19 protein-coding genes are annotated in these 22,660 nt (G+C 65.4%); 5 read left to right on the forward strand and 14 right to left on the reverse strand.

Annotated features, from left to right (window positions below; translation table 11 throughout):
* Position 1: 1 nt before the first annotated feature.
* From VFA60_11580 to VFA60_11590, 3 genes are all read left to right on the forward strand, one after another.
* The gene (locus tag VFA60_11580; protein ID HZQ92426.1) at positions 2-286 is read left to right on the forward strand and encodes a hypothetical protein; all 285 of its coding nucleotides are present in this window, start codon (positions 2-4) and stop codon (positions 284-286) included.
* Positions 267-1,445, forward strand: a complete 1,179-nt coding sequence (locus VFA60_11585) for a galactokinase (protein HZQ92427.1) — start codon at positions 267-269, stop codon at positions 1,443-1,445. Before VFA60_11580 ends, VFA60_11585 begins: the two co-directional genes overlap by 20 nt.
* Positions 1,446-1,547: 102 nt before the next feature.
* Positions 1,548-2,609, forward strand: coding sequence for a UDP-glucose--hexose-1-phosphate uridylyltransferase (locus tag VFA60_11590; GenBank protein HZQ92428.1), 1,062 nt, complete (start codon positions 1,548-1,550; stop codon positions 2,607-2,609).
* A gap of 68 nt (positions 2,610-2,677) precedes the next feature.
* Here VFA60_11590 and VFA60_11595 read toward each other — a convergent pair whose 3' ends face one another.
* The 14 genes from VFA60_11595 to VFA60_11660 form a co-directional block, all read right to left on the reverse strand.
* Positions 2,678-3,724, reverse strand: coding sequence for a Gfo/Idh/MocA family oxidoreductase (locus VFA60_11595; protein ID HZQ92429.1), 1,047 nt, complete (start codon positions 3,722-3,724; stop codon positions 2,678-2,680).
* Between the two features lie 21 nt (positions 3,725-3,745).
* Positions 3,746-4,618 carry a sugar phosphate isomerase/epimerase family protein gene (locus VFA60_11600; GenBank protein ID HZQ92430.1) on the reverse strand — a complete coding sequence of 291 codons (873 nt, stop codon included), beginning with the start codon at positions 4,616-4,618 and terminating at the stop codon, positions 3,746-3,748.
* A gap of 2 nt (positions 4,619-4,620) precedes the next feature.
* A complete protein-coding gene (locus tag VFA60_11605) occupies positions 4,621-5,589 on the reverse strand; it encodes a sugar phosphate isomerase/epimerase (GenBank protein HZQ92431.1) in 969 nt (322 codons plus the stop codon).
* A gap of 208 nt (positions 5,590-5,797) precedes the next feature.
* A complete protein-coding gene (locus tag VFA60_11610) occupies positions 5,798-7,051 on the reverse strand; it encodes a Gfo/Idh/MocA family oxidoreductase (protein ID HZQ92432.1) in 1,254 nt (417 codons plus the stop codon).
* Positions 7,048-8,103, reverse strand: a complete 1,056-nt coding sequence (locus tag VFA60_11615; GenBank protein HZQ92433.1) for an FAD:protein FMN transferase — start codon at positions 8,101-8,103, stop codon at positions 7,048-7,050. The genes VFA60_11610 and VFA60_11615 overlap by 4 nt, the downstream gene beginning before the upstream one ends.
* A 114-nt stretch (positions 8,104-8,217) precedes the next feature.
* On the reverse strand, positions 8,218-8,661 hold the full coding sequence (locus tag VFA60_11620) for a cupin domain-containing protein (protein HZQ92434.1): 444 nt from the start codon (positions 8,659-8,661) through the stop codon (positions 8,218-8,220).
* A 144-nt stretch (positions 8,662-8,805) separates the two neighbouring features.
* Complete coding sequence (locus tag VFA60_11625) at positions 8,806-9,582, reverse strand: alpha-L-fucosidase (protein ID HZQ92435.1); 777 nt, start codon at positions 9,580-9,582, stop codon at positions 8,806-8,808.
* A 54-nt stretch (positions 9,583-9,636) separates the two neighbouring features.
* Complete coding sequence (locus tag VFA60_11630; protein ID HZQ92436.1) at positions 9,637-9,975, reverse strand: L-rhamnose mutarotase; 339 nt, start codon at positions 9,973-9,975, stop codon at positions 9,637-9,639.
* Positions 9,972-11,282: an L-fucose:H+ symporter permease gene (gene fucP, locus VFA60_11635; protein ID HZQ92437.1), complete on the reverse strand. Its 1,311-nt coding sequence runs from the start codon at positions 11,280-11,282 to the stop codon at positions 9,972-9,974. Before fucP ends, VFA60_11630 begins: the two co-directional genes overlap by 4 nt.
* A gap of 9 nt (positions 11,283-11,291) precedes the next feature.
* Complete coding sequence (locus VFA60_11640) at positions 11,292-12,074, reverse strand: SDR family oxidoreductase (protein HZQ92438.1); 783 nt, start codon at positions 12,072-12,074, stop codon at positions 11,292-11,294.
* Positions 12,075-12,138: 64 nt separating this feature from the next.
* The gene (locus tag VFA60_11645) at positions 12,139-13,020 is read right to left on the reverse strand and encodes an amidohydrolase family protein (GenBank protein ID HZQ92439.1); all 882 of its coding nucleotides are present in this window, start codon (positions 13,018-13,020) and stop codon (positions 12,139-12,141) included.
* Positions 13,021-13,050: 30 nt separating this feature from the next.
* Positions 13,051-13,872: an SDR family oxidoreductase gene (locus VFA60_11650; GenBank protein ID HZQ92440.1), complete on the reverse strand. Its 822-nt coding sequence runs from the start codon at positions 13,870-13,872 to the stop codon at positions 13,051-13,053.
* A complete protein-coding gene (locus VFA60_11655) occupies positions 13,848-15,536 on the reverse strand; it encodes an altronate dehydratase family protein (protein HZQ92441.1) in 1,689 nt (562 codons plus the stop codon). Before VFA60_11655 ends, VFA60_11650 begins: the two co-directional genes overlap by 25 nt.
* Positions 15,537-15,742: 206 nt before the next feature.
* Complete coding sequence (locus VFA60_11660) at positions 15,743-19,489, reverse strand: TonB-dependent receptor (GenBank protein ID HZQ92442.1); 3,747 nt, start codon at positions 19,487-19,489, stop codon at positions 15,743-15,745.
* Between the two features lie 305 nt (positions 19,490-19,794).
* On the opposite strand from VFA60_11660, the gene VFA60_11665 reads away from it, so the two are divergent.
* Entirely contained in the window at positions 19,795-20,598 is an 804-nt protein-coding gene (locus VFA60_11665) for an IclR family transcriptional regulator (protein ID HZQ92443.1), read from the forward strand.
* A gap of 122 nt (positions 20,599-20,720) precedes the next feature.
* Positions 20,721-22,529 carry a glycoside hydrolase family 36 protein gene (locus tag VFA60_11670; protein ID HZQ92444.1) on the forward strand — a complete coding sequence of 603 codons (1,809 nt, stop codon included), beginning with the start codon at positions 20,721-20,723 and terminating at the stop codon, positions 22,527-22,529.
* The last annotated feature ends 131 nt before the right edge of the window (positions 22,530-22,660 follow it).

A 22,660-nucleotide genomic window follows, 5' to 3' on the forward strand; every position in this document is an offset into this window, starting at 1 on the left:
CATGGATATGGGAATCGACATTCGACTGCCGATTGGCATGCTGTTCACCGCGCTGGGTGGGATCCTCGTGGTGTTCGGCGCCCTCAGCGACAGCGCGCTCTACCAGCGCTCGCTGGGCATCAACGTGAACCTGGGGTGGGGCGCGGTGCTGCTGGCGTTTGGCATTGTGATGCTGGTGCTCGGTCGGGCCGCGGGCGCGCCGCGCCCTCACTCCACCACGCCAAAACCGGGCCCGGCGGGGACCCCCCGCGCCGGGGAGCAGACGCGTGCCACCGGCTCCAACTGACGCCCCCCTGGCCGGCGTTGACCTGGCGCAGAGTTTTCGCCGGCGATTCGGCGCCGACCCTGTGGTATTTCGCTCGCCCGGGCGCGTGAACCTGATCGGCGAGCACACCGATTACAACGACGGCTTCGTGATGCCGGCGGCGATCGAGTTTTCTTGCCGCGCCGCCGCCGCGCCGAGAAGCGATCGCACGCTGGCGGTCCATTCGCACAATTTTCAGGAGACATTCGAGTTCAGCCTGGACGATCCGCATCCCGCGGCGGCACGGCGATGGAGCGACTACGTTTTCGGCGTCGCTGTGATGCTGGAGCGCGCGGGCCATCGCCTGCGCGGCGCCAACCTGCTGGTCAGCGGCGACGTCCCGCTGGGCGCGGGGCTGAGTTCGTCGGCGGCGATCGAAGTCGCGACCGCGCTTGCGTTACTGCGAGTGAGCGGGACTGAGCTGGGTCGCACCGAGATTGCGCGCATCTGCCAGCGGGCGGAGAACGAGTTTGTGGGCGCCCGCTGCGGCATTATGGACCAGTTCATCGCTTGCCATGGCCGCGCCGAACACGCCCTGATGCTCGACTGCCGCACGCTCGAGTTCCGCCTGCTGCCTGTGCCGGAAGGCGTGCGGATGGTGATCGCCAACACCATGGTGAAGCACCAGATTGCCGGCGGCGAATACAATCGCCGGCGCGCCGAGTGCGAAGAAGGTGTGCGGCGGCTGGCCGAGGTTCGGCCGGAAATCCGCGCCCTGCGCGATGTTTCGCCGGACGAGCTGGAGCGCGAGCGGGGGCGGCTTCCCCAGCTCGTCTATCGGCGCTGCCGTCATGTGCTCACCGAGAATGCGCGCGTCGAGGCCGCGGCGGCCGCCATGGAGCGCGGCGACGTGAATGCGCTCGGCCCGCTGATGGCCGAGTCGCATCGCAGCCTGCGCGACGACTACGAGGTGAGCGCGCCCGAACTCGACCTGATGGTGGAACTGGCGTTGAAGCAGGACGGGGTCCTGGGATCGCGGATGACCGGCGGTGGTTTTGGCGGTTGCACGATCAGCCTGGTGGAATCGGGCGGCGTGGAGAGCTTTTGCCGGGAGGTCGCGGCGGCCTACGCGCGCGAAACGGGGAAGCACCCGGAAATTTATGTTTCGGCGGCGGCGCAGGGGGCGGGACGGAGCGAGTGAATTCGGCGCGCCCGGACCGGGCGCCGCCCGGGCCCGCGGACGAGATTGTGCTGGGAGTAGGGATGCTTCGACCCGCGCTTCGCGCTTGCTCAGCATGGCTGGATGGGTAGCAGGTGCGCGGACGAGGGCGTCCGCGCCACGCGCGCGACAATGGACCTGAAGAACACACCGCATCGGCGCTTCAACCCGCTCACGCGCGAGTGGGTGCTGGTGTCACCGCACCGCACGGTCCGGCCGTGGACCGGGCAAGTGGAGCAGCCGCCGGAGGCGAAGGTCCTGCGGTACGACCCTGAGTGCTATCTATGCCCGGGCAATGCGCGGCACGGTGGCGCACGCACTCCAAGCTACGAGGGCACATTCGTCTTCGACAACGATTACCCGGCCATGCTGCCTGAGACCGGCGACGCAGCGCTCGATCGGGACGGATTGATGGTGGCACGCGCCGAGCGCGGGTTGTGCCGTGTGCTGTGTTTTTCACCGCGTCACGATCTGACGGTTGCGACCTTGAGCACGGAAGATCTGCGGCGCGTGGTGCAGGTGTGGACGGAGCAGTATCGCGAGATCGGCGAGCTGCCGTGGGCGCGGTACGTGCTCATCTTCGAGAACCGCGGCGTGATGATGGGCGCGAGCAATCCGCATCCGCACTGCCAGATCTGGGCGAACGCGACGCTGCCGAACGAAGCGGCGGCTGAGCAGGCCGCGCAACTGCAGCACATGCAGACGCGGCGCTCGTGCCTGCTGTGTGATTACCTGCGGCTCGAGCAGACGCAGCGCGAGCGCCTGGTGTGCGAAAACCAGAGCTTCGCGGCGCTGGTGCCGTTTTGGGCGGTGTGGCCGTTCGAGATCATGGTGATCAGCAAGCGGCACACCGGCGGCATGGACGATCTGGGCGCGGGCGAGCGCGATGCGCTGGCCGACATCCTGCAGCAGGTCACGCGGCGCTACGACAATCTCTTTGGCGTCACGGTCCCCTACTCGATGGGTTTCCATCAGCGGCCCACGGACGGCGAGCCGCATCCGGAGTGGCATTTTCACGCGCACTACTATCCGCCGCTTCTGCGCTCGGCGACCGTGCGGAAGTGGATGGTGGGATACGAAATGCTGGGCTCGCCGCAGCGCGACCTGACGCCGGAAGTGGCGGCGGAGCGGCTGCGAACCACCTGACGCAAAAGGAAAAAGTAAAAAGGCAGACCGCTCTCGAAACGCAGCCCTTTTTTTCGCCTTTTGCCGCTTCAAGGCTTCCCTGCGCCGGCAGCCGCCCTCACGCGTTCCAACGCGCCGCTCTTGGCGGCGGCGTAGATCGCTTCTACAACGGCGACGCTGCGGCGCCCTTCATGTCCATCGCAGCGCGGCGGGCGATTGTCACGGACGGCTTCCAGAAAATCTTCGAGTGCGGCTTTGTGTCCGCGAATGTCGGAGACGACGGGAGAGGTTGCGCTCGGGTTGGCGTCGGCCGATTCGCTGCTTATTTCAAAGCGCGGGCTGCCGAACCGCAAGTCGGCGGCGATGACGCGGTCGTTCTCGATGACCAGTGTGCCGTTGTCGCCGGAGATTTCGACGCAGCGCGGGTAGCCGGGGTAGATCGAAGTTGCCGCCTGCAAAATCCCCTGTGCGCCGGAGCGAAATTCCAGCAGGGCAGTGAGCGTGTCTTCGACTTCGATGTTGTGCAGCGCGGTGCGCGACTGTGCCTGGACGGTCGCGACGTCACCGAGCAGCCAGAGGACCAGATCAACGGTGTGGACTCCCTGGTTCATGAGCGCGCCGCCGCCGTCGAGCGCGCGGCGTCCCCGCCACTTCGAGCCGGAGTAGTACTCGGGCGGGCGGAACCATTTGACGCGCGCGTCCACCAGATGGATGCGGCCCAGGCCGCCGGAGGCAAGAAACTCACGGGCGCGCTTCAGCTCGGGCTTGAAGCGGTCCTGAAAAAAGACGCCGAGCTTCACGCCGGCTTGCGTTGCGGCGGAGATGAGCGCGTCGGCGCGGGCGACGCTGACGTCAATCGGCTTTTCGGTGAGGACGTGCAGGCCGCGGCGGGCGGCGGCGATGCCCTGCTCGGCGTGCAGCGCCGAAGGGCTGCCGATGGCGACCATGCTCATGGGGCGGTGCGACAGAAAACGATCGAAATCGAAATAGGCCGCGGCGCCGAATTCCTTCGCGAACGCCGGGACGCGCTCCGGGTTCGTGCCGAAGACGGCGGTGACTGGAATTCCAAGCGCCTGTGCGGCCTGCGCATGCGTCTGGCTGATGTTGCCGCCGCCGATGATGCCGAGAGAAACCATTTGCGATTTGTGATTTGTGATCTATGACGCGGCGCCGGCTTTGATCAACAGCTCGCGCATGCCGGCCCAGCTTTGCCGCGTGGATTCTTCCGGCGTGCCGGCGCCGCGCCAGTGCGTTTCGAGGCTCACGGCGAGACGGTAGCCGTCGCGTTTGAGCGCGCGGAACTGGCCAAGCCAGTCCACAAGGCCGCCATTCATCGGCGCCCAATCGCGCTCTCCGCCAGGTTTCTGGAGAACGTCTTTGCAGTGCACGTGTCCGATGCGGTCCTTGGGAAGCTTCTTGTATCCGTCGGGGAAAGGCAGGTCGCCAATCCGGGCCGCGTTGCCGGGGTCCCAGTTGAGCTTGAAGTTCGGCGAGCGGACTGCGTTGAGCGTTCGAACGGCTTCGTCGGCCGTGGCGGTGTTGCAGGCGTGCTCGTTTTCGAGAATGAGGATGACGCCCTTCTTGGCCGCTCTCTCGGCTGCTTCGTTGAGTTTGGCGTCCATGGCGGCGCGAAACGGCGCGGGGTCCTGGATGCGCCAGAAGTCGAAGCCGCGCAGGCGATCGGTGTTGAAGGCGCGGCATAGTTCGAGCGCGCGCTCCAGGACTTCGTCCTGTTGCTCGTAGGTAAAATCGGCGCCGAAGCGGTCTTTGGGGGCGTTCGAGGGCGGTGCGCCCCGGAAATCGCACTTGAACAGCGGCGAGGCAACGTCCGTGACGCGCAGTTTGTACTTCTCGAGCAGCGCGCGAGCCGAAGCGATCTCGGCGGCGTCGAGCAGCATGATGTTCTTGTTCCACAGCGTGCGCAGCTCGACCCACTCAAGGCCGAAGTCGCGCGCGATGATACTGAGGCCGCGATCGAAGTCCTGCGTGATCTCGTCGGAGATGACGGCGACACGGAAGTCGGATCTCATCGTTAGCTGACCTTGTAACCCAGCTTCTTTTCCAGATAGTCCTTGCTGGCCACCGCCGACTCGGCGGGCGTGTGGATGGGCGCGAGCTGGCCGTCGAGTTCCACGATGGCCCATCCGCGGAACCGCGCTTTCTTCAGCGCGGCAAAGACGCCCGGCAGGTCAACGCGCCCGCGGCCGAGTTCCACGAACTCGTAGTTCTTGCTGCTCCCCTCGCGCGGCGTGACGTCGTGCACATCCTTGATATGCAGGAAGAGCAGGCGGTCGTGGTAGCGCCCGATGGCTTCGGCGGGGTCGCCGCCGCCCTGCGCGTAGTGCGCAATGTCGAGCTCGAGCTTGACCCACCGCGGGTCAGCGAGCGCGAGCAGGCGGTCCACTTCCTCGGGGCGCTCCCCCATGCTGTTCATGTGGTTGTGGTACCCGAGCTGCACGCCCAGGTCGGCGGACTGCTTGGCGATTTCCGTCATCAAGCGGGCCAGGCGCTTGTAGTCGTCGAGTGTGGCGGCACGGTCTTTGGGCTTGGTGTCGGTGACCTGGAGATAGAGGCCGCCGGCGTCGTGCAGGAATTTTGCGTTCGCCACGTGCCTGGCGATTTCGTCTTTTTCGTCGGCCGTGTCGGCGCGCACGCCGCCCGAGGAGAGCGCGACAAACGTGAGCTTGTGCTTCTCCAGGTCGGCGCGCAGTGCGGCGGGATCGTTGTTGTACTCGGCGATGACGTTGGAGCGGATTTGAATGCCGGGATAGCCTGCCGCGGCGATCTCCCGCATTGCCTTGCGGTCGTCGCCGTTCCAGGTGATGGCGGCGTAACCGAAGCGAATGGCGCTTGGCCCCTTGGCAATCCGCTTCTGGAAATAGGAGAGGTCGAGCGGCGGGTAGAGCAGGCCGGGCGCGGCGTGCAGGCGCAAAGGAACAGCCGATGCGGCGGCGACCGCGCCGGCGCCGATGAGGAATTCGCGGCGGTTGAAGCGATTCATTGGGTGACCTCCGGGGCCAAAGCCCCGACTCTTGTGTCCTAAAGCGCGCGGCTGAAGCCGCCCTCCCCAAAAGTGATTTCTGTGTGCGGCGCCGCCCTTGGCTGTACGGCACGGTGAAACAACTACATTGGTCCTGAGCGCGCAGAATACGCGCGCTCAGGATGACCTCAAAGATCGAACGACCCGGAAACAGAGGTCAACGCAGCCGCTACGCCGGCTTCTTCACATGCTCGGCGAACACGATGCGCTGCCCGCTTTCAATCGCCTCGTTGCCGAGTGCAACGGCCACGCCGGAGATCCATCCCCACATCTCGTCGGCGCCGGGCTTCTTGTTGTTGCGCACGCAGTCAATAAACGAAGCGCACGCGAGATAGTCGGCGTTACCGCGCACGTCTTCGGGGACTGGCAATGGCGTTCCCTGCCCGCCGTATGGCTTTTCCGCGCGGAAGCTGGCCGTGGTGGTGACGCCGCGCTCCACCACGAGTTCCTGCGGGACGGCTGAGTTGGCGCCCTGCGCCGGCTCGTAATACGACATACCGTCGGCCTGCGTGAACACAATCGTGCCCCCCGTGCCGTACACCTTGATCTGCGCGCCTTCCAGGCGGTTGGTGGTAATCGCGCTGAAGAAGAGCGTGCGCCCGCCGGGATAGCGATAGACGACCTGCACGTTGTCAGCGACTTCGCGCCCGTCCTTCCAATAGTCGATGCCGCCGGCGCCGATGACCGACTCGGGCACGTCGCCGAAGACCTGGTTCGCAAGGTGGATGTGGTGTGTGCCGAGTTCGGCGAGAAGTCCGCCGGAAAACTCCTTGTACATGCGCCAGTTGAACAGGCGCTCGAGCTTGGGGTCCTTGGGATCGGGCACGGCGCGGCGCCAGTTGTTGTTGCGGTGCCAGTAAGCGTAAATCTGCGTGACCTGTCCGATCTTGCCGGCGCGAATCTGGCGCAGGCCTTCCTGGTACCAGGGCGCGTAGTGATATTGCAGCCCCACCTGGTAGAGCTTGCCGGTGCGGCGCACCGTGTGAACGACTTTGTCGCATTCGGCGACGGTCTTGGCCTGGTCTTTCTCACCGTAAACGTGGCGCCCGCTTTCGAGGGAGTCGGTGACGTGCGCTGCGTGGAACGAAAGCGGTGTCGCGATGACGATGGCGTCGAGATCTTTGGCTTCGAGCAGACGGCGGTAGTCGGCGAACCCCGGCGTGTCCTCGCCGGTGATCTTGCGGGCGGCGGCCAGGCGCGGCTCGTAGACGTCGCACAGCGCGCGGAACTTCACGCCGGGCACGCGCAGGAATGCGCGCATCAGTGCTGAGCCGCGGCTGCCCGGGCCGATGATGCCGAGGTTGACCTGATCAGACGGCGGAACGGCCGCGGCCGCTCCTGAAGATGCCGCCAGCGCGCCGGCGAGCGCGCCAGCCGATGTGCCGATGAATTCGCGACGATTGATCCGAAAGTGATCGTTCATTGCGGTTGCGTCCTTCCTGCATGTTTGCGTTCGTTCGAAGAAACGGCGGGCCCGGAGGCGCGCCACGGCAGCCCCGCCTCGGTGGGCCAGCGGAACGAATAGAACGCCGTGGAGTGCTCGGAGCCCGCGTCGCCGGTGATGAACAGCGCCCGCGCGCCGGGGATCGTTTTCAGCAGCGCGGCGCCGCGCTCGCGCCCCATGACGAACGTCGCGGTGGAGAGCGCGTCGCTGTCAGTGGCGCTGGGAGCGATGACGGTGGTCTGCATCATGCCCTGCACCGGCTCGCCGGTGCGTGGATCCATGATGTGGCAGTACATGCGCCCGCCGAGGCGGAAGAATTTCTCGTAGTTGCCCGACGTGGAAAGCGACTCGTCGCGCAGCAGGACGTCCGAGACAACGGCTTCGCGACGCTCGGGTTGCGAGATGTGCACCAGCCATCCGGCTTTGCCGGGCGGCGTTCCGATGGCGTAGAGCGTGCTGCCGCCGGCGTCAATGAGCGCGGCGGTAACGCCTGACTCGCGCAGCAGCGCGGCGGCGCGGTCCACGGCGTAGCCCTTGCCGATGCCGCCGGGATCGAGTTCCACACCGCGGCGGGCAAAGCGGACCGTACGCGCGGCCGGGTCGAGCGCGACCAGTTGCCAGCCGACTTTGGAGCGGGCGGCCGCGAGCGCTTCGGCGCTGGGATAGCTTCCCTGTCCGCGGAAAAATCCCCAGGCGCGCATGAGCGGCCCCACGGTGATGTCGAACGCGCCATCGCTCCGGCGGGAGAAGTCGAGGGAGCGCTGGAGTAGCGCGAAGACTTCAGGGTCCGTGGTAACGGATACGACCGCGGCATCGCGGTTGATGCGCGAGAGCTCGCTCGACGGGCGATAGTTGCTCAGCGCCTCCTCGATGCGCTCGACCTCGTCGAACGCGGCGTCGAAGTGAGCGGAGGCCTGCCGTGCGTCCGGCGCGTAGAGGTGGATGGTGAAGATGGTGCCCATCGCCGGGCGCGAGTCGGTGAAGAGCCGGGGCTGCTGCGCGTGGGCGAGCGTGGCCAGCGCGAGCGCCACGCATGCTATCCGAGTTGGTCTTCCTCGCAGCAACTGCATCCCTCGGGAACTAATGCCCCTGCGCGTTTTTGCCTTACAGCGGCGCGGCTGGAAGCCCCGCCATTCAAGGCCCGCTCAGCGTCCGCCGTCGGCCCCTGGGCCAATCGCTACCACAAAATAGCGCGCCGGCGTGGTGCCCACGTTCTTAATGCCGTGCTCGTCGCCCGACTCGACGAATCCAATGGAGCCTGGTCCGAGCCGCTGCGCTCTTCCGTTGATGGTGAGTTCGGTTTCGCCTTCGCGGATGAGCCACATCTCGCTGTGCACGTGGTGGTGCGCGGCGTGCGGCATCCCTCCCGGTGGCAGTACGGTGGCGTGCACCTCGACCGGCTCGCCGGTCTTCAGCTTGCCCTTGAAGACGGCGCGCGTCTCCGAGCCATTGGCGTTCTTCTTCACCGGAAGCTCATCGTAAGGAAACGTGGCGGAGGGCAGCGCGCTGGCGGTTCCCTGCTGCGCCCACGCCTTGAGGACGAACGCGCCCGGCAGCAACGAGCAGAGCGCGCGACGGGTGATTGGCATGTGGTTCTCCTTGCTGTGCACATCCCCGGCCGGCAACGGCCGGTGGCGGCGTTCACGCACTACACAAAATCCTTCGCTTCGCTCAGGATGATGCTCCTGAGGTTTGACCGGAGACGCGGCAAGCCACGTCTCTACGAAAAACTTCTAAACACCCATGCGCGGCTTTTCGCGACGCACAAAAATGTTGTCCTGCACCGGCTCGGCATCGCACTCCAGCGCGATCGTGGTGACCGGCGAATCCGGCGGGTCGTGCGGCAGGCCGGTGATGCGAACGCGGTACGGGTCCTGCTCGAACTTGAGCGGCTGGCCGGTGGCGAACATGCGCGCCGATTTCACCTTGACACGCATGCCGCAGATGGCGGCGACCTCGTGAGGCCACCAGTAAAAGTGCGCGAACAGCGTGTCGCCGTTGCGGGTGAAGCTGGCGGTGTGGCTCCGCGAAGGCTGGGCGGGCTGCGTGTCGTAGATGGTGCCGCCATTGCGCTGCATCCAGCGGCCGACTTCGGTCAGGATGCGGACTGATTCTTCCGGAATCGAGCCGTCGGGCTTGGGCCCGATATTCAGCAGGTAGTTGCCGCCGCCGTGCGCGCACGTGATGAGGTTGCGAATCACGGTGCGCGGGGACTTCCAGTTGTCGTCCACGTCGTGGTAGCCCCCCGGAATGCCCTCGTTCTCCATGACCCACTCGTGGCGTCCGATAATGCTGTACAGCCCCCAGTGAATGAACATGCCGAAGCGAGCGGCGTGCCACCACGCCATGCGGCGTTCGCGATCGGCCTGCTCGGCAGCCGACGCTGGTTGCGTAGCCGTGGTGGGTTGTTCAGAAGCCAGCTGCGCGCTTGCGGGCAGCGCCGTCAGCGCGGCGGCGGAAGCGGCGCCTGCCAACAGGTCGCGGCGCGTCAGGCCGTTGGTCGGTTGCATCGTGTTCTCCATCGAGTTTCTAGCTTCTCGTTTCTGGAAACTGAAAACTGGTCTTCATGCTTCGAGCTTGAAAATCCTGTCCATGAGCAGCCACTTCTCGCCGGGACGCGCCTGCGGCAGCGGCTTCTGGAACTTCCACATCAGCTGTTCCCAGTCCTGAACTTTTTGATTGGCGGCGTCGGCTTTCGCTTTGGCTTCGAAAGAAAATCCCGGGCCGACTTCCATGATCATGAACATGCGCGTGCCGAGCAGGTAGATTTCCATGTCCTCGATGCCGGACTCGCGGATGCTGCGCGTGATCTCCGGCCAGATTTTTTCGTGGTGGCGCTTGTACTCGGCGATCAGCGCCGGGTCGTCCTGCAAATCGAGCGTCAGGCAGTAGCGGCGGTTCATGGGCGCACCTCGGCGGCAGCGCCGCCGGCCAGACCGGCAGGGCGATGGCCGGCAACGGCGAAGTAGAGAATGTAAACGTAGCAGACAAGCGGCACGATGAATGCCGTCTGGATGTTGGTCGCGTCGGAGATGCGGCCCATGATCGCCGGGAAGAGCGCGCCGCCGATGATGGCCATGACCATGAAGGACGATCCGCGCTTGGTGTGCGCGCCCAGGTCCTTGATGCCGAGCGCGAAGATGGTCGGGAACATGATCGAGTGGAACAAGCCGATCAGCACCACGGCCCACACCGGCACGATGCCGCTGGCGATCAGAGCGACGCCGGCGCACAGCACGCATCCGGCGGCGAAGATGGCGAGCAGGCGCGCTGGCGCAACCGCCTTCATGATGGCGGAGCCGGCGAATCGGCCCAGCATGAATCCGAGCTGATGCCCGAGCAGGTAGTAGGCGGCCACCTTCGCGGCCATTCCCGGCACAGCGTGCTGCGCGAAGCGGATGACGAAGCTGGCCACTCCGACCTGCGCGCCCACATAGAAGAACTGCGCGATCACGCCTTTCACCAGGTGCTTGTGGGCAAAGATGCTGCCGGTGGGCGCGTCGGAATGGACCGTGTCAGTCTTTTCGGACACTTCCGGCAGCCGGGCCATTGCGATGAGCACGCCAACGAAGACGAAAATTCCCGCGATCAGCAGATAGGGCAGCTTCACCGTGCTGGCTTCGGCCGCGCGATACGCCTGCAGTTCCGCGGCGGACATGGCCGCGATCTGCGCCGGCGTGTATTCCACGCCGGTGAGAATGAGCGCGCGGCCGAGCAACGGCGAGACAACGGCTCCGACCGAGTTGAACGACTGCGCGAAGTTCAGGCGGCGTTCCGAGCTGGCCCCCGGGCCGAGAATCGTGACGTAAGGATTGGCGCCGACTTCCAGAAAACTTTGCCCGCAGGCCATCACGAAGAGCGCGAAGAGGAAAAAGTCATAAACGCCGGCCGAGGACGCGGGCACGAAAAGCACGGCGCCGGCCGCGCACAACCCAAGTCCGGCGAGGATGCCACGCTTGTAACCGATGCGCTCCATCAGCCACCCGGCTGGAAACGCGGCGACGAAGTATCCGCCGAAGAAGGCCACCTGAATGAATGAGGACTGAAAGTCGGTCAGGCCGAAAGCCTTCTTCAGGTGCGGGATCAGAATGTCATTCAAATTGACGCCGAACGCCCACAGGAAAAACAGGCTGGTGATGAGCACCAGCGGCAGCGCGAAGCGCGGTTCGGTGAGTGGCGCGGAAGCCTTCGCGGGTTGCGGTGCGGCCATTCGTTTCTCCTAGGTGAGGGCGCGGTCCAGGTGCACGTATCCGCCGTCCACGAACACGTGCTGGCCGGTGATGTGTCCGGCCTGGCTGGAGATCAGGAACAGGACCATGGCAGCGATTTCGGCGGCGGTGGTCATGCGCTTTTCCAGCGGAATCTTGGCAACAATGCCGCGAAGTTTCGCTTCGGGATCGGGAAACGTCTTGAGCCACTGCTGGTAAAGCGGCGTCATGACTTCGGCCGGGACAACGGCGTTGACGCGGATGCCGTAGGGCAGAAGTTCGGCGGCCCACTCGCGCGTGAGGGCGAGGATGGCGCCTTTGGCCGAGGCGTAGCCGCTGGTGTTGCCCTGACCGGTCATGGCGACCTTGGATCCGACGTTCACGATGGCGCCGCGCGCCTGCTTGAGTGCGGGCAGCGCGTAGTGCGCCATGTTGTAGTAGTGCAGCAGGTTGCGCTCGAGCGAGGCGACGTAGTCGCGCGGCGAGCCGCGCTCCAGGCCGACGCCGTCGTTCACGCCGGCATTGTTGATGAGCGCGTCCAGACGGCCGCACGTATTGAGCGCGAGTTCGACGGCGCGCTGGCAGTTCTCGGCGGCAGCGAGCTCGACGGCGACCACCTGGCTGGTCTGGCCCTGGCCGCGCAACTCGGCCTGCAGCTCGCGCGCGGCGTCGGTGTCGCGGTCCACGATGACCGGCACGGCGCCTTCCTGCGCCAGCGCGCGCACCACCGCGGCGCCGATTCCCTTCGCGCCTCCGGTCACAAGCGCAACCTTATCTTTGAGCCGCAGGTCCATTGATCAGTCACCCATGTTCAGCGACTTATTCGTCAGTAGACTCATGCGTCGGTGGACTCATGCGTCAGTTGGCGGGGCCTTCGACTGCGGCCAGATGGCCGGCCGGCAGTCCGTAAAATCGGACGGCGTTCCCGCCGAAGATACCTTCACGCTGTGCCAGCGGCAACGGCGCAACGTAATCGGCGATAAGCTTCTTCACCTGCGAGTAGCTGGCTGCGAGCAGGCACACCGGCCAGTCGGAGCCGAACATGAGCCGGCCGGCGCCGAAGGCGTCGAAGACGACGTCGAGATACGGCGTGAAGTCGCCGGGGCGCCAGGTCTTCCAGCTGGCCTCGGTGACCAGGCCGGAAAGCTTGCAGAAAACTTCCGGGCTGCTCGCGAGGCGTTGGATGCCGCTCTGCCAGTCAGCGAATTCGCCCGGGCCGCGCTGCCACTTCGCGATGGCCGGCTTGGCAATGTGGTCGAGCACGAAGCGCTGGCCGGGACACGCGGCGACGAAGTCGATGGCGGCGGGAAGCTGGTTGGCGTAGATCAGGATGTCATAAGTAAAGTTGTGCTGGCGCAGGGTGCGCACGCCAGCCAGAAAGTCAGGGCGCAGGAGAAACCGCCGATCGGGTTCGGCCTGCACAATGTGGCGAAAGCCGCGCAGCTTCGGTTTACGCGCGTAGTGCTCCAGCCGCTCGGCCAGGCGCGGCGAGCGCAGATCGGTCCAGCCGACGACGCCGGTGATGGCCACATTTTTCGCCGCCAGGTCGAGCAGAAAATCGGTTTCGGCTTCGGACTGGTCGGCTTGGACGGCGATGCACGCGTCAACGCCGCCCGACGCCATCTCGCGCGTTAACTCAGCGGGCAGGAAGTCGCGGCGCAACACTTGCATGTCTTCGGTGATCCAGGAGTCCCTGACGGGATCGAAGCGCCAGAAGTGCTGGTGCGAATCAATGGTCATGGCTGAGCCGGTATGCCGCGAGGTCGCCCGTCACCCGCGGAGGTTGAAGAAGCCTCCGTCAATGGGATAGTCGGTGCCGGTGATGAACGATGCTTCGTCGGAGCAGAGGAACAGCGCCAGCGAGGCGACCTCTTCGGGCGCGGCCATGCGTCCGACCGGCTGCGACTGCGCCAGTTTGCTCAGCATCTCCTGCTCCTGCCCCGGGTAGTTCTTGCGCACGAAACCTTCGACGAAGGGCGTGAGCACGCGCGCCGGCGAGATGCAGTTGCAGCGGATGTTGTCCTTCAGGTAGTCCTTCGCCACCGAGAGCGTCATGGAAACGACCGCGCCCTTGCTCATCGAGTAGGCGAACCGCTCGGGGAGCCCGGCGGTGGCCGCGATAGAGGCCAGGTTCAGGATGACGCCGCCGCCGTTGGAGCGCATGTGCTCCACGCAGGCGTGCATGCAGTTGTACACGCCCTTCACGTTGACCCGAAAAACGCGATCGAAATCGGGCTCAGCCGTCTGGTGCAGCGTGCCGACATGGGCGATGCCGGCGTTGTTCACCAGGATGTGGATGTGCTCGCGCGCCGAGATCTGGCGAAACACGCTGTTCACCTGCTGCTGATCAGAGACATCGCAGGCGTAAACGCAGACGTCGCCGCCGGCGCCGCGGATTTCCGCGGCCACCTCCTCGGCGTGCTGGCGGTCGAGGTCGAGGATGCGCACGCGCCCGCCGTGCGCCGCAAAGCTGAGCGCGATGGCGCGCCCGATGCCGCTGGCGCCGCCGGTGACGACCACCACTTTGCCGTCGAGGCGGAAGCTGCCCGCGTTGTTGCCGTTCGTGCTCAGAGCGAGACACCTCGCTTCCAGGGAATGAAGTCGTCCTGGCGGAGCTGCTCCGCCTTGGTTTGCACTTCGCCGGACGCCACCTTGACGACGAAGTCGAGGATCTGTTCGCCCGCCTGCTCCACCGTCGCTTCGCCCGCGACGACCGCGCCGGTGTCCACGTCAATGATGTCGGCCATGCGCTCGGCGAGCGACGAGTTGGTGGCGATCTTCACCACCGGCGCGATCGGATTGCCGGTGGGCGTGCCGAGCCCGGTTGTGAAAAGCACCACGCTCGAGCCGGCGCCAACCTGCGCGGTGACGCACTCCACATCGTTGCCGGGCGTGCACAGCAGATTGAGGCCGGACGTCGTGCAGTACTCGGGATAGTCGAGCACCGCGGTGACCGGCGACGAGCCGCCCTTGCGCGCGGCGCCGGCTGACTTCATGGCGTCGGTGATCAGTCCGTCGCGGACGTTGCCGGGCGAGGGATTCATGTCAAACCCGGCGCGGACGGCTTTCGCGCGCGCGGCGTAGTCGCGCATGAGCTGAATGAACCGGTCGGCAACCGCGTCGCTGGTGGCGCGGTCAATCAGCTCCTGCTCAACGCCGCAGAGTTCGGGAAACTCGGCCAGGATCGTGCGGCCGCCCAGCGCGGCAATCACGTCAGAGACGTGGCCGATGGCCGGGTTGGCGGAGATTCCGGAGAAGCCGTCGGAGCCGCCGCACTTGAGCGCCACGCAAAGGTCTGAGAGCGGCGCCGGCTGGCGGCGGAGCTGGTCGGCTTCGGCGAGCGCGACGAAGGTGCGCCGGATGGCTTCGTCGAGCATGGCGGCTTCCGACTTGCTCTGCTGCTGCTCCAGCACGATCAAGGGCTTGGAAAAATGCGGATCGCGCTTTGCGATTTCCGCCTGGAGGATCTCCACTTGCGAGTGCTGGCAGCCCAGGCTGAGCACAGTGGCGCCCGCGACGTTGGGATGGTGCAGGTATCCGGCGATGAGCGCGCACAGGTTGTTGGTGTCCTCGCGCGTCCCGCCGCAGCCGCCTTCGTGCATCAGGAACTTGATGCCGTCCAGGTGCGGGAACAGCCGGGGCGCTCGCGCGCCTTCCACGGCCGCGCTTAACTCGAACGCCTTCACCTGGCTGAGCTTGCCCTCGCGGTAGAGCTTCGCCATCTCCGCCACGCGCCGGCGATACGGCTGCGGCGCGGCGAACCCGAGCTCTTCCTCGAAGGCCTGCTTGAGCACCGCGATGTTGCGGTTCTCGCAGAAGACCAGCGGCACAACGAGCCAGTAGTTGCGCGTGCCCACCTGACCATCCGCGCGGCGGTATCCGTGGAACTTGCTCGAGGCCCAGCGCGACACGTCGGGCGCCTTCCAGTGAATCGCCTTCGACTTCTGGTGAAACGCATCCGCCTCGTGGTGCAGGTTGCGGGTCGTAATGGCCTCGCCGCGGCGAATGGGCTGCATCGCCTTTCCGACAAGAACGCCGTACATGATCACACGATCGCCGACGGCCAGGTCCTGGGTGGCGAACTTGTGCTTGGCCGGGACATCGGAAACCAGCGTGTACTCGGCGCCGTCGAAGCCCACCGACTCGCCTGTGCGCAGGCTGGAGAGCGCAATGAGCACGTTGTCCCGCGGATCGAGCTGCAACACCTTGGCCGGCATGGTTGGGGTACTCGCCTTGATGGCCAATAGTGTATGCATTTCGGCGCGTCTCAGAAACGCTTCACGCGGCAGCGCGTGTCCGCGCGGAAGCGGTCGAGCGGCACATCGCGCAGCCGAAACGGGCGGCGCCTCAGGCAAGACGCACGCCGCGCTTCCGCCGCGAAGACCCGGGCAGGAGGGCAGCCTGTCCGAAGTAAGCAGAAAGCCGGAGGCGGCCGATGCAAGCCGCCTCCGGGACACAGCGTTTAGAACTGGAACCGCAGACCGAACTGCAACTGCCGCGGCGTGGTGCCCTGCGCGAGCGAGGTAATTCTGCCCGCGCCGGTCGCCATCGTCGTGGCGTTGGTATTCACCACCAGGTTGTTGTTGCCCGTCGGCTTGGGCACGTCGTAGTTCTGGATGTTGAACACGTTGAACGCTTCAAAGCGAAGCTGCAGACTCATGCCTTCGCGATGCAGGGGCAGCGTCTTGAACATGGAGAAGTCCATGTTGGTGACGTGCGGCCCGCGGAAAGCGTTCTTGCCCAAATTGCCGAACGCGCCCGACGGAATACCGAACGCGCAGGTGTTGAACCAGCTGGCCACCGTGTGCGTAGCGTCAGCCGCCTTGCCGCCCTGCGAGATGGTCTTCTGGCAGAGCGGGTCGGGATTGGCCGCCACCGGACCGGCAGCGAACGGATCGGCGATCAGGTTCGGACGCAGATACGTTCCCGGTCCCGCTGGCGCGCTGCCGCGGATGTTGGCCAGGTCGCCGGTGATCTGCAGGTTGTACGGCTGTCCGGAGCGGACCTGGAAAATGGAGTTCGCCTGCCAGTCGCCGAGCAGCCAGGCCAGCGGCCCGCTGTTGAGGAACCGCTTGCCGTGGCCGGCCGGCAGGTCGTACATCGTCGCCCACGAGACAAAGTGCGGAATGTCGTAGCCGGAGACACCACGTGCCGTGTTGAAGTCGTAGAAGTTCTGCACGGTCGAGCCGCCGCCCACGCCGTTTTCCACGTTGAAGTAACCGCTGGAAACGTCAGTGGACTTGCTCCAGGTGTACGACAGCAGCGAGAACAGCCCGTTGGAGAAACGCTTCTGGAAGCGCGTCTGCAAAGCGTTGTAGTGGGCGAAGCCGATGCTGCGGGTGTAGGCCAGTCCGGCCGAGACCCAGGGCATCTGCCGCGCCGCGTCCACCGTTGCCGTGGGCGTGCCGTTGGGAAAGGCCTGATTGGCCGAGTTCGCCTGGCCGGTGTACGGCAGGCGTCCGCTCTTGCTGCCGACGTACGCGGCTGAAACCATCATGGTTGAAGTCAGCTCGCGCTGCAGTTCGAAGTTCCACTCCTGCGCGTAACCGTCACGATAGTGGGCCGGATCGTCGAAGAAGTTGTTGTTGGGTACCCACGGCTGGCCGGTCGCGCCCGAGTACGACGGCAGCGGCGTGGCAAAGCCGCGTCCCTGCTGCGTGATCAGGTCAACCGCGGTGCCGTTGGTGAAGGCGCAGGCCCCTCCGTTGGTGCAGGCGTTGGCCGAGCCGCTGAACGCAGTGGCGTCGGGCCACACGGCCGCTTCCAGGTCGTTCTGCGCGTACTGGCTGCGCGCGGTGAGTGAATCCCAGTAGAGACCGTAGCCGCCGCGCATGACGGTCTTGGGCGTGATTTGCCACGCCAGACCTACCCGCGGGCCCCAGTTGTCTTTGATCGGAGGCGGGGCGAAGAACGGCTTGCCTGCCGCCACCACGTTGGCCCGGTGCGGATCGTTCAGGAAAGCGTCGGGCAGACATGGCGCCGAGCCGACCTTGCTGCACACATCGGGCAGCTGCGTTGCCCCGACGATGTAGAGCTGCCGCGCGATGTCGAGCGAGTTCCACAGTCGGCCATCGAGCGTGTGCGGCTGCGTCACGTAGTCGTACCGCAGGCCGTAGGTCAGCGTGATGCGCGGGGTGATGCGCCACTCGTCCTGCAGGTAGGCGGCCCACGACGCGTATCCGAACTTCACCGGCCCGCCGTGCAGGATGGGCAGCTGCGCCTGGAACGAGCTGGGGAAGCCCAGCAGCGCCGAGGCAAGCGAAAGTCCCGTTGTGCTGGCGCATTGGACCCCGGCCACCGTGATCGTCGAAGACGAGCAGGCGGTCTGCGCGTCGGAGAACGTGTAGGTCTGAAAGGTGTTCAACTGGATGCGTTTCGCGTTGATGAACCAGAAGCCGGTCTTGATGTTGTGACGCCCACGCAGCCAGCTCAGGTTCGGGTTCACGCTCCAGCTCGGGTTCTCGCGCGGCGCCGGGCCGCGGATGCCGAAGTTGTTGTTGCCGCCATTGGTCCAGTTCGAAAGCGCGACCAGCAGGCCGTGATACTTGTCCACGTCCTTGAATCCGGCCGTGTTCAGCGGATCGAGGCCGGCAGGATGGTCGTTCTGCTGGCCGGCATCCACCGCCGGACGGCCGGCGTACCCGCCGCGAACATCGAGGATCAGGTTCGGATTGAAGATGTGCGTCCAGCCGCCACCGTAGTTGCGGCCCTGCGATCCGCCGCCGGTAGAACCCACGGTGCCGATTGGCGTCAGGATCGTGTTGCGCTGCTCCGTGTAACGGAAGAAACCGTTGTCGCGGTCGTTGAACTTGTGGTCCACGCGCGCGGTGTAGCCGTTCGAGTTGTTCAGGGTCGGCCGCGAACGTACGAAATTGTTATTGCCGGCCGGGTCCACAAAGTTGGGGACGGCCGAGTAGGTCTGGAAGAACTTCTGCATCGCCGGATTGATCAGCGCGGCGGGAAGCTTGTTGCAGATGACGCCCACGTTCTGCGCCTGCTGCTTGGTCACCGGATCCACCGGAAGCGGATTGCCGGCCGCGTCGCAGCGGAACGCGTCGCGGATGAAGTTGGTGCCCGACGCCCGCGACGAGAACGGATTGTAGATCTGTCTGCGGAACGCCGAAGTGGTATTGGTAAAGTCGCCGGCCAGCTCCGCGGCCGTGGGAACATAGGACTGCGCCAGGTCGGCCTGGCTGAAACGCCAGCCGTCGTATCCGCCGGAGAAGAACGTCTTGTTTTTGATGATCGGGCCGCTGATCACGGCGCCGAATTGGTTCTGGTGGAATGGCGCCGGCCCGCTCACCGGAGTCGTCGCGAAGTTCGCCGGCGCAACCTTCGGGCAGCGCGGCGCGCTGCACACCGCGTCAGTGATCGAGTTGCGCGCGTCGAAGAAGTTGCTGCGCACGTACTCGAAGGCCGAGCCGTGGAAAGCGTTGCCGCCGCTCTTGGAGACCAGGTTCACCACGCCGCCCGTGGCGCCGCCGTATTCGGCCTTGGCGTCGTGACCCACGACCTTGAACTCCTGCACCGCATCGACGTTGGGGATGAGGATGTATGTCGGTCCGCGGATGTTGGTGTTGATGATTCCGTCGTAGAAGTAGAGCTTGGAGCGGTTCGCCTGGCCATGGAACGAACCGTCGGAGAAGCCCGACCCCGGAATGCCGACGTTGCCTTCACAACAGCCCACGCTGTTGTTCTGCGAGGTGGAAACCGGTGTCACGCCCGGTGTGAGCGTGAGCAGCTGCGTGAAGTTGCGCCCGTTCAGCGGCAGGTCGTTCACGACCTTCTGGTCGATGACCGTTCCCAGCTCCGTGGTGGTAGCGTCTACCAGCGCCGCCTCGGCGGTGACCTGCATGGTTTCGGTCACGGCCCCCACCGCAAGCTTTAGGTCCTGCTTCACGGCCTGGCGCACGCCGATGGGAAACGCAGCCGTCTGCACGCTCTTGAAGCCCGCCTTTTCCGCGCGCAGCGTGTACGTGCCGGGCTGCACGTTGATGAAAAGATATTCGCCCGAATCGTTAGTGGTGCGCACGGTCTCGACGCCCGTCGCCTGGTTGATGAGCCTGACGGTGGCGCTGGAAATGACCGCGCCCGATGGGTCGGTAACGGTCCCGTTCGCTTCGCCCGCCGCGGTTTGCGCTACCAGTGTCGTGCCCGAAGCCAGCAGCACAACGAGCAGGAAAGTTGCGGCTGCTTTCGCCCAACGCATACTTTGCCTCCTACCGAACTTGCTGAAATGTCCCCTGCACGACGTGATTGCAGAACCACTCGCCCCCGCGCGGTTCTTCGTAGGAACGGCCCGAAGCGCTGCCGGGCCGCCGAAAAAACTGGCGTCCATATAGCACCCTTCCAGACTAGAATTCAATATTGAAAATTTATGTTTTACGTATTAAAACAACCGTGGCGCTCCGCCTGGCGCGGGCCCGGCAGTCACGAGGCCGCGCTTGCTGCTTTGCTGAGGATGCAATCCCGGGGAACGCCTTTCCGCGTCGCCCCGGATGGAGGAAACATCAGATGATCCGCGCGCGCGAATCCAAGGCTGCTCCCGTCGGCGTCGTTTCAAAAGTATTGCGAATTCTGGAAGTGCTCGACCGGGCGAACTCGGGGTTGCAACTTCGCCAGATTGCCCAGCAGACAGGAATTCACAAGAGCACGGCCTACCGCTTCCTGGCGCACCTGGAATCGGAGGGCTATCTGTTCCGCGACAACACCGGCGCCTACCTAGTTGGGCCGAAGCTGGCACGGCTGGGATCGGGGATCGCCTACCACGCCACGCTGCGCACCGTCAGCCATCCGGTGCTGCAGGAACTGTGGGCGCTGACGCGCGAGACGGTGAACCTGGCGGTGCTGGAAAACCATCAGGTGCTGTACCTCGACGTGATGGAGAGCACGTACACGTTCCGGCTGGTCTCGCAGGTGGGCGCGCGGCGTCCTCTCTATTGCACGGCGCTGGGCAAGGCGATGCTGGCGTTCATGTCGGAGACCGAGCGCGAGGCGGCGCTGGCAACCACGCGCTTTGAGCGCATCACGCCACACACCGTCGGCGACCTGCCGCGGCTGCGCCGCGAGCTGGTGAAGATCCGCCAGCAGGGGTTCGCCCTCGACGATGAAGAGGCTGCCGTCGGTGCTCGCTGCGTGGCAGCGCCGATCCTCGACGAAAGCGGAAAGGTGGCGGCGGCGATCAGCGTCTCGGGGCCGATTGCGCGCATCGGGCGCGAGAAGATCCCCAGCTTCGCGGTGGCCATCAAAGACGGCGCCCGCGTGATTTCGGCGCGGCTGGGATTCAGCGAAGCGCCGGCGGCCGCGACAGCGTCATAAAAGCAGTTTCAAGTTTCACGTTTCCGCCTCTGGTGCGGGCGCCCGGGGCGGGGCTCTGCCGGCTGGAAGCAATCAGCCGCAAAATCTCTGTAGCGGCGAACGTTTGTCCTGCGGGAGGCTGCATGGATCGCAGAGAATTTCTGCGGGTGTCGTCAGGTGCGGCGGCCGGGTGCATGCTGCTGCCGCCGGCGCTGGAGGCGGCGCTGGCGCCGGGGTTTGGCGCGGCGTTTCGTGCTGATCAGGGCAAGGTCGTGCCGCTCGACGCCGCGGCGAACGTGGACAAGATCGTGCTCGTGCGCCGATGGCGCGGCGACGTGCTCACGTCGCAGGTGGTGAATCGCAGCAAGCAGCCGGTGCGCATCCGCGAGATTGTGCTGGCGAGCGCGCAGCATGGCATGCCCGCTGAGGCGCGGCTCTACGGCGAGAGCTTCCAGATGCTCTCGCAAACTTCCGGCACGCTCGCCCGGCCCGAAGACATGGGCTACTCCGAGCGCAAGCACTACCGCATTCCCCAGCCCGAAGACGCGACTTCGATTTTCAGCCTGCTCATGCTCACACCGCCCGGCGGCAAGACGACGATGGCGGCGTTCACCTCGTGCCGCCGCTTCATTGGCCGGTTCTATCTGCGCCCGCAAACGCTCGACACGGTGATCGACACCGAGGGCCTCGAGCTGAACCCGGGCCAGTCCTGGGAGCTGGAAGAATTCATGCTCGGCGAAGGCGCCGGCCGCGCCGGCCTGCTCGGGCAGCTCTCGGCGCGTCTCGTACAGAACCATCCGCGCAAGCCGTTCACGCCAATTCCGACCGGGTGGTGCTCCTGGTATCACTTCGGCCCGCGGGTGACCGCAAAGAACGTTCTCGACAACCTGGAGTACATCGCCGAAAACATTCCCGGCCTGCGCTACATTCAGATTGACGACGGCTACCAGGCCGCGATGGGCGACTGGCTGGAAACGGGCAAGGCCTTTGGCGGCGACGTGGTTTCGGTGCTGAAGGAAATCAGGAAGCGCGGCTTCGAGCCGGCCATTTGGGTGGCGCCCTTCATCGCACAGAAGGATTCGCACGTCTTCCAGCAGCATCCGGAGTGGTTCATCATGGATGTGGACGGCAATCCTCTCGCGTCCAACACCGTCACGTTCGGCGGATGGCGCTTCGGGCCGTGGTACGCGCTCGACGGCACGCATCCCGAAGTGCAGAAGCACTTCGAAGAATTCTTCGGCCAGATGCGGCGCGACTGGGGCTGCACTTACTTCAAGCTCGACGCCAACTTCTGGGGCGCGATGCACGGCGGCCGCTTTCACGACCCGCGGGCGACGCGCGTGGAGGCGTACCGGCGCGGCATGCAGGCGATCCAGCGCGGCGTCGGCGACGGGTTCATTCTGGGATGCAATCATCCCATGTGGCCGTCGCTCGGGCTGATTGACGGCTCGCGCTCGTCCGACGACATCAAGCGAACGTGGGCGAAATTCCGCGGCGCCGGCCGGCAGAACCTGGCGCGCGGATGGCAGAACGGCAAGCTGTGGTGGAACGATCCCGACGCGGTGGTGCTCACCGGCGAGATGAGCGATGACGAATACCAGCTGCACGCCACCGTGATCTACGCCTGCGGCGGCATGACGCTCAACGGCGACGACCTGACGACCATCTCGCCGGCGCGGCTGGAGATGCTGCGCAAGCTGCTGCCGCCCACCGGCGTCGCTGCCGAATTCGAAGATGACTCGCTGCGCGTTGGTTACATCCGCCTGCCCAAAGCGCTCATGGTTTGCCTGTTCAACTGGGAGGAGACGCCGCAGACTTTGTCGTTCCGGCTTCCGGCCGGCGGACGGCGCGTCTCCGATTATTGGTCGGAGGAGGACATGGGACGGCGCGACGGCGTGGTTGAGGTCAAGGACATGCCGCCGCACTCGGCGCGGCTGTTCAAGTGCGTGTGATGTCACAGGAGCCATGCTGAGCGGAGGCTCGCGTAGCGGGCCGGAGTCGAAGCATCTCTGCCTTCAGCACGGCTCGTGGCACGAGCAGGGATCCTTCGACTCGCCCCTCGCCAAAGAGCCGGCTCGGGGCT

The organism is Terriglobales bacterium (assembly GCA_035651995.1).
GTDB lineage: Bacteria > Acidobacteriota > Terriglobia > Terriglobales > Acidobacteriaceae > DASRER01.

Coding starts and splice junctions, on each gene's coding strand:
- VFA60_11605 (HZQ92431.1), bottom strand. CDS start 5,589: ATGAATCGCTTCAACCGCCGCGAATTCCTCATCGGCGCCGGCGCGGTC.
- VFA60_11620 (HZQ92434.1), bottom strand. CDS start 8,661: ATGCCAATCACCCGTCGCGCGCTCTGCTCGTTGCTGCCGGGCGCGTTC.
- VFA60_11640 (HZQ92438.1), bottom strand. CDS start 12,074: ATGGACCTGCGGCTCAAAGATAAGGTTGCGCTTGTGACCGGAGGCGCG.
- VFA60_11655 (HZQ92441.1), bottom strand. CDS start 15,536: ATGCATACACTATTGGCCATCAAGGCGAGTACCCCAACCATGCCGGCC.
- VFA60_11630 (HZQ92436.1), bottom strand. CDS start 9,975: ATGAACCGCCGCTACTGCCTGACGCTCGATTTGCAGGACGACCCGGCG.
- VFA60_11600 (HZQ92430.1), bottom strand. CDS start 4,618: ATGAGATCCGACTTCCGTGTCGCCGTCATCTCCGACGAGATCACGCAG.
- VFA60_11670 (HZQ92444.1), top strand. CDS start 20,721: ATGGATCGCAGAGAATTTCTGCGGGTGTCGTCAGGTGCGGCGGCCGGG.
- VFA60_11660 (HZQ92442.1), bottom strand. CDS start 19,489: ATGCGTTGGGCGAAAGCAGCCGCAACTTTCCTGCTCGTTGTGCTGCTG.
- VFA60_11590 (HZQ92428.1), top strand. CDS start 1,548: ATGGGTAGCAGGTGCGCGGACGAGGGCGTCCGCGCCACGCGCGCGACA.
- VFA60_11595 (HZQ92429.1), bottom strand. CDS start 3,724: ATGGTTTCTCTCGGCATCATCGGCGGCGGCAACATCAGCCAGACGCAT.
- fucP (HZQ92437.1), bottom strand. CDS start 11,282: ATGGCCGCACCGCAACCCGCGAAGGCTTCCGCGCCACTCACCGAACCG.
- VFA60_11645 (HZQ92439.1), bottom strand. CDS start 13,020: ATGACCATTGATTCGCACCAGCACTTCTGGCGCTTCGATCCCGTCAGG.
- VFA60_11665 (HZQ92443.1), top strand. CDS start 19,795: ATGATCCGCGCGCGCGAATCCAAGGCTGCTCCCGTCGGCGTCGTTTCA.
- VFA60_11625 (HZQ92435.1), bottom strand. CDS start 9,582: ATGCAACCGACCAACGGCCTGACGCGCCGCGACCTGTTGGCAGGCGCC.
- VFA60_11580 (HZQ92426.1), top strand. CDS start 2: ATGGATATGGGAATCGACATTCGACTGCCGATTGGCATGCTGTTCACC.
- VFA60_11610 (HZQ92432.1), bottom strand. CDS start 7,051: ATGAACGATCACTTTCGGATCAATCGTCGCGAATTCATCGGCACATCG.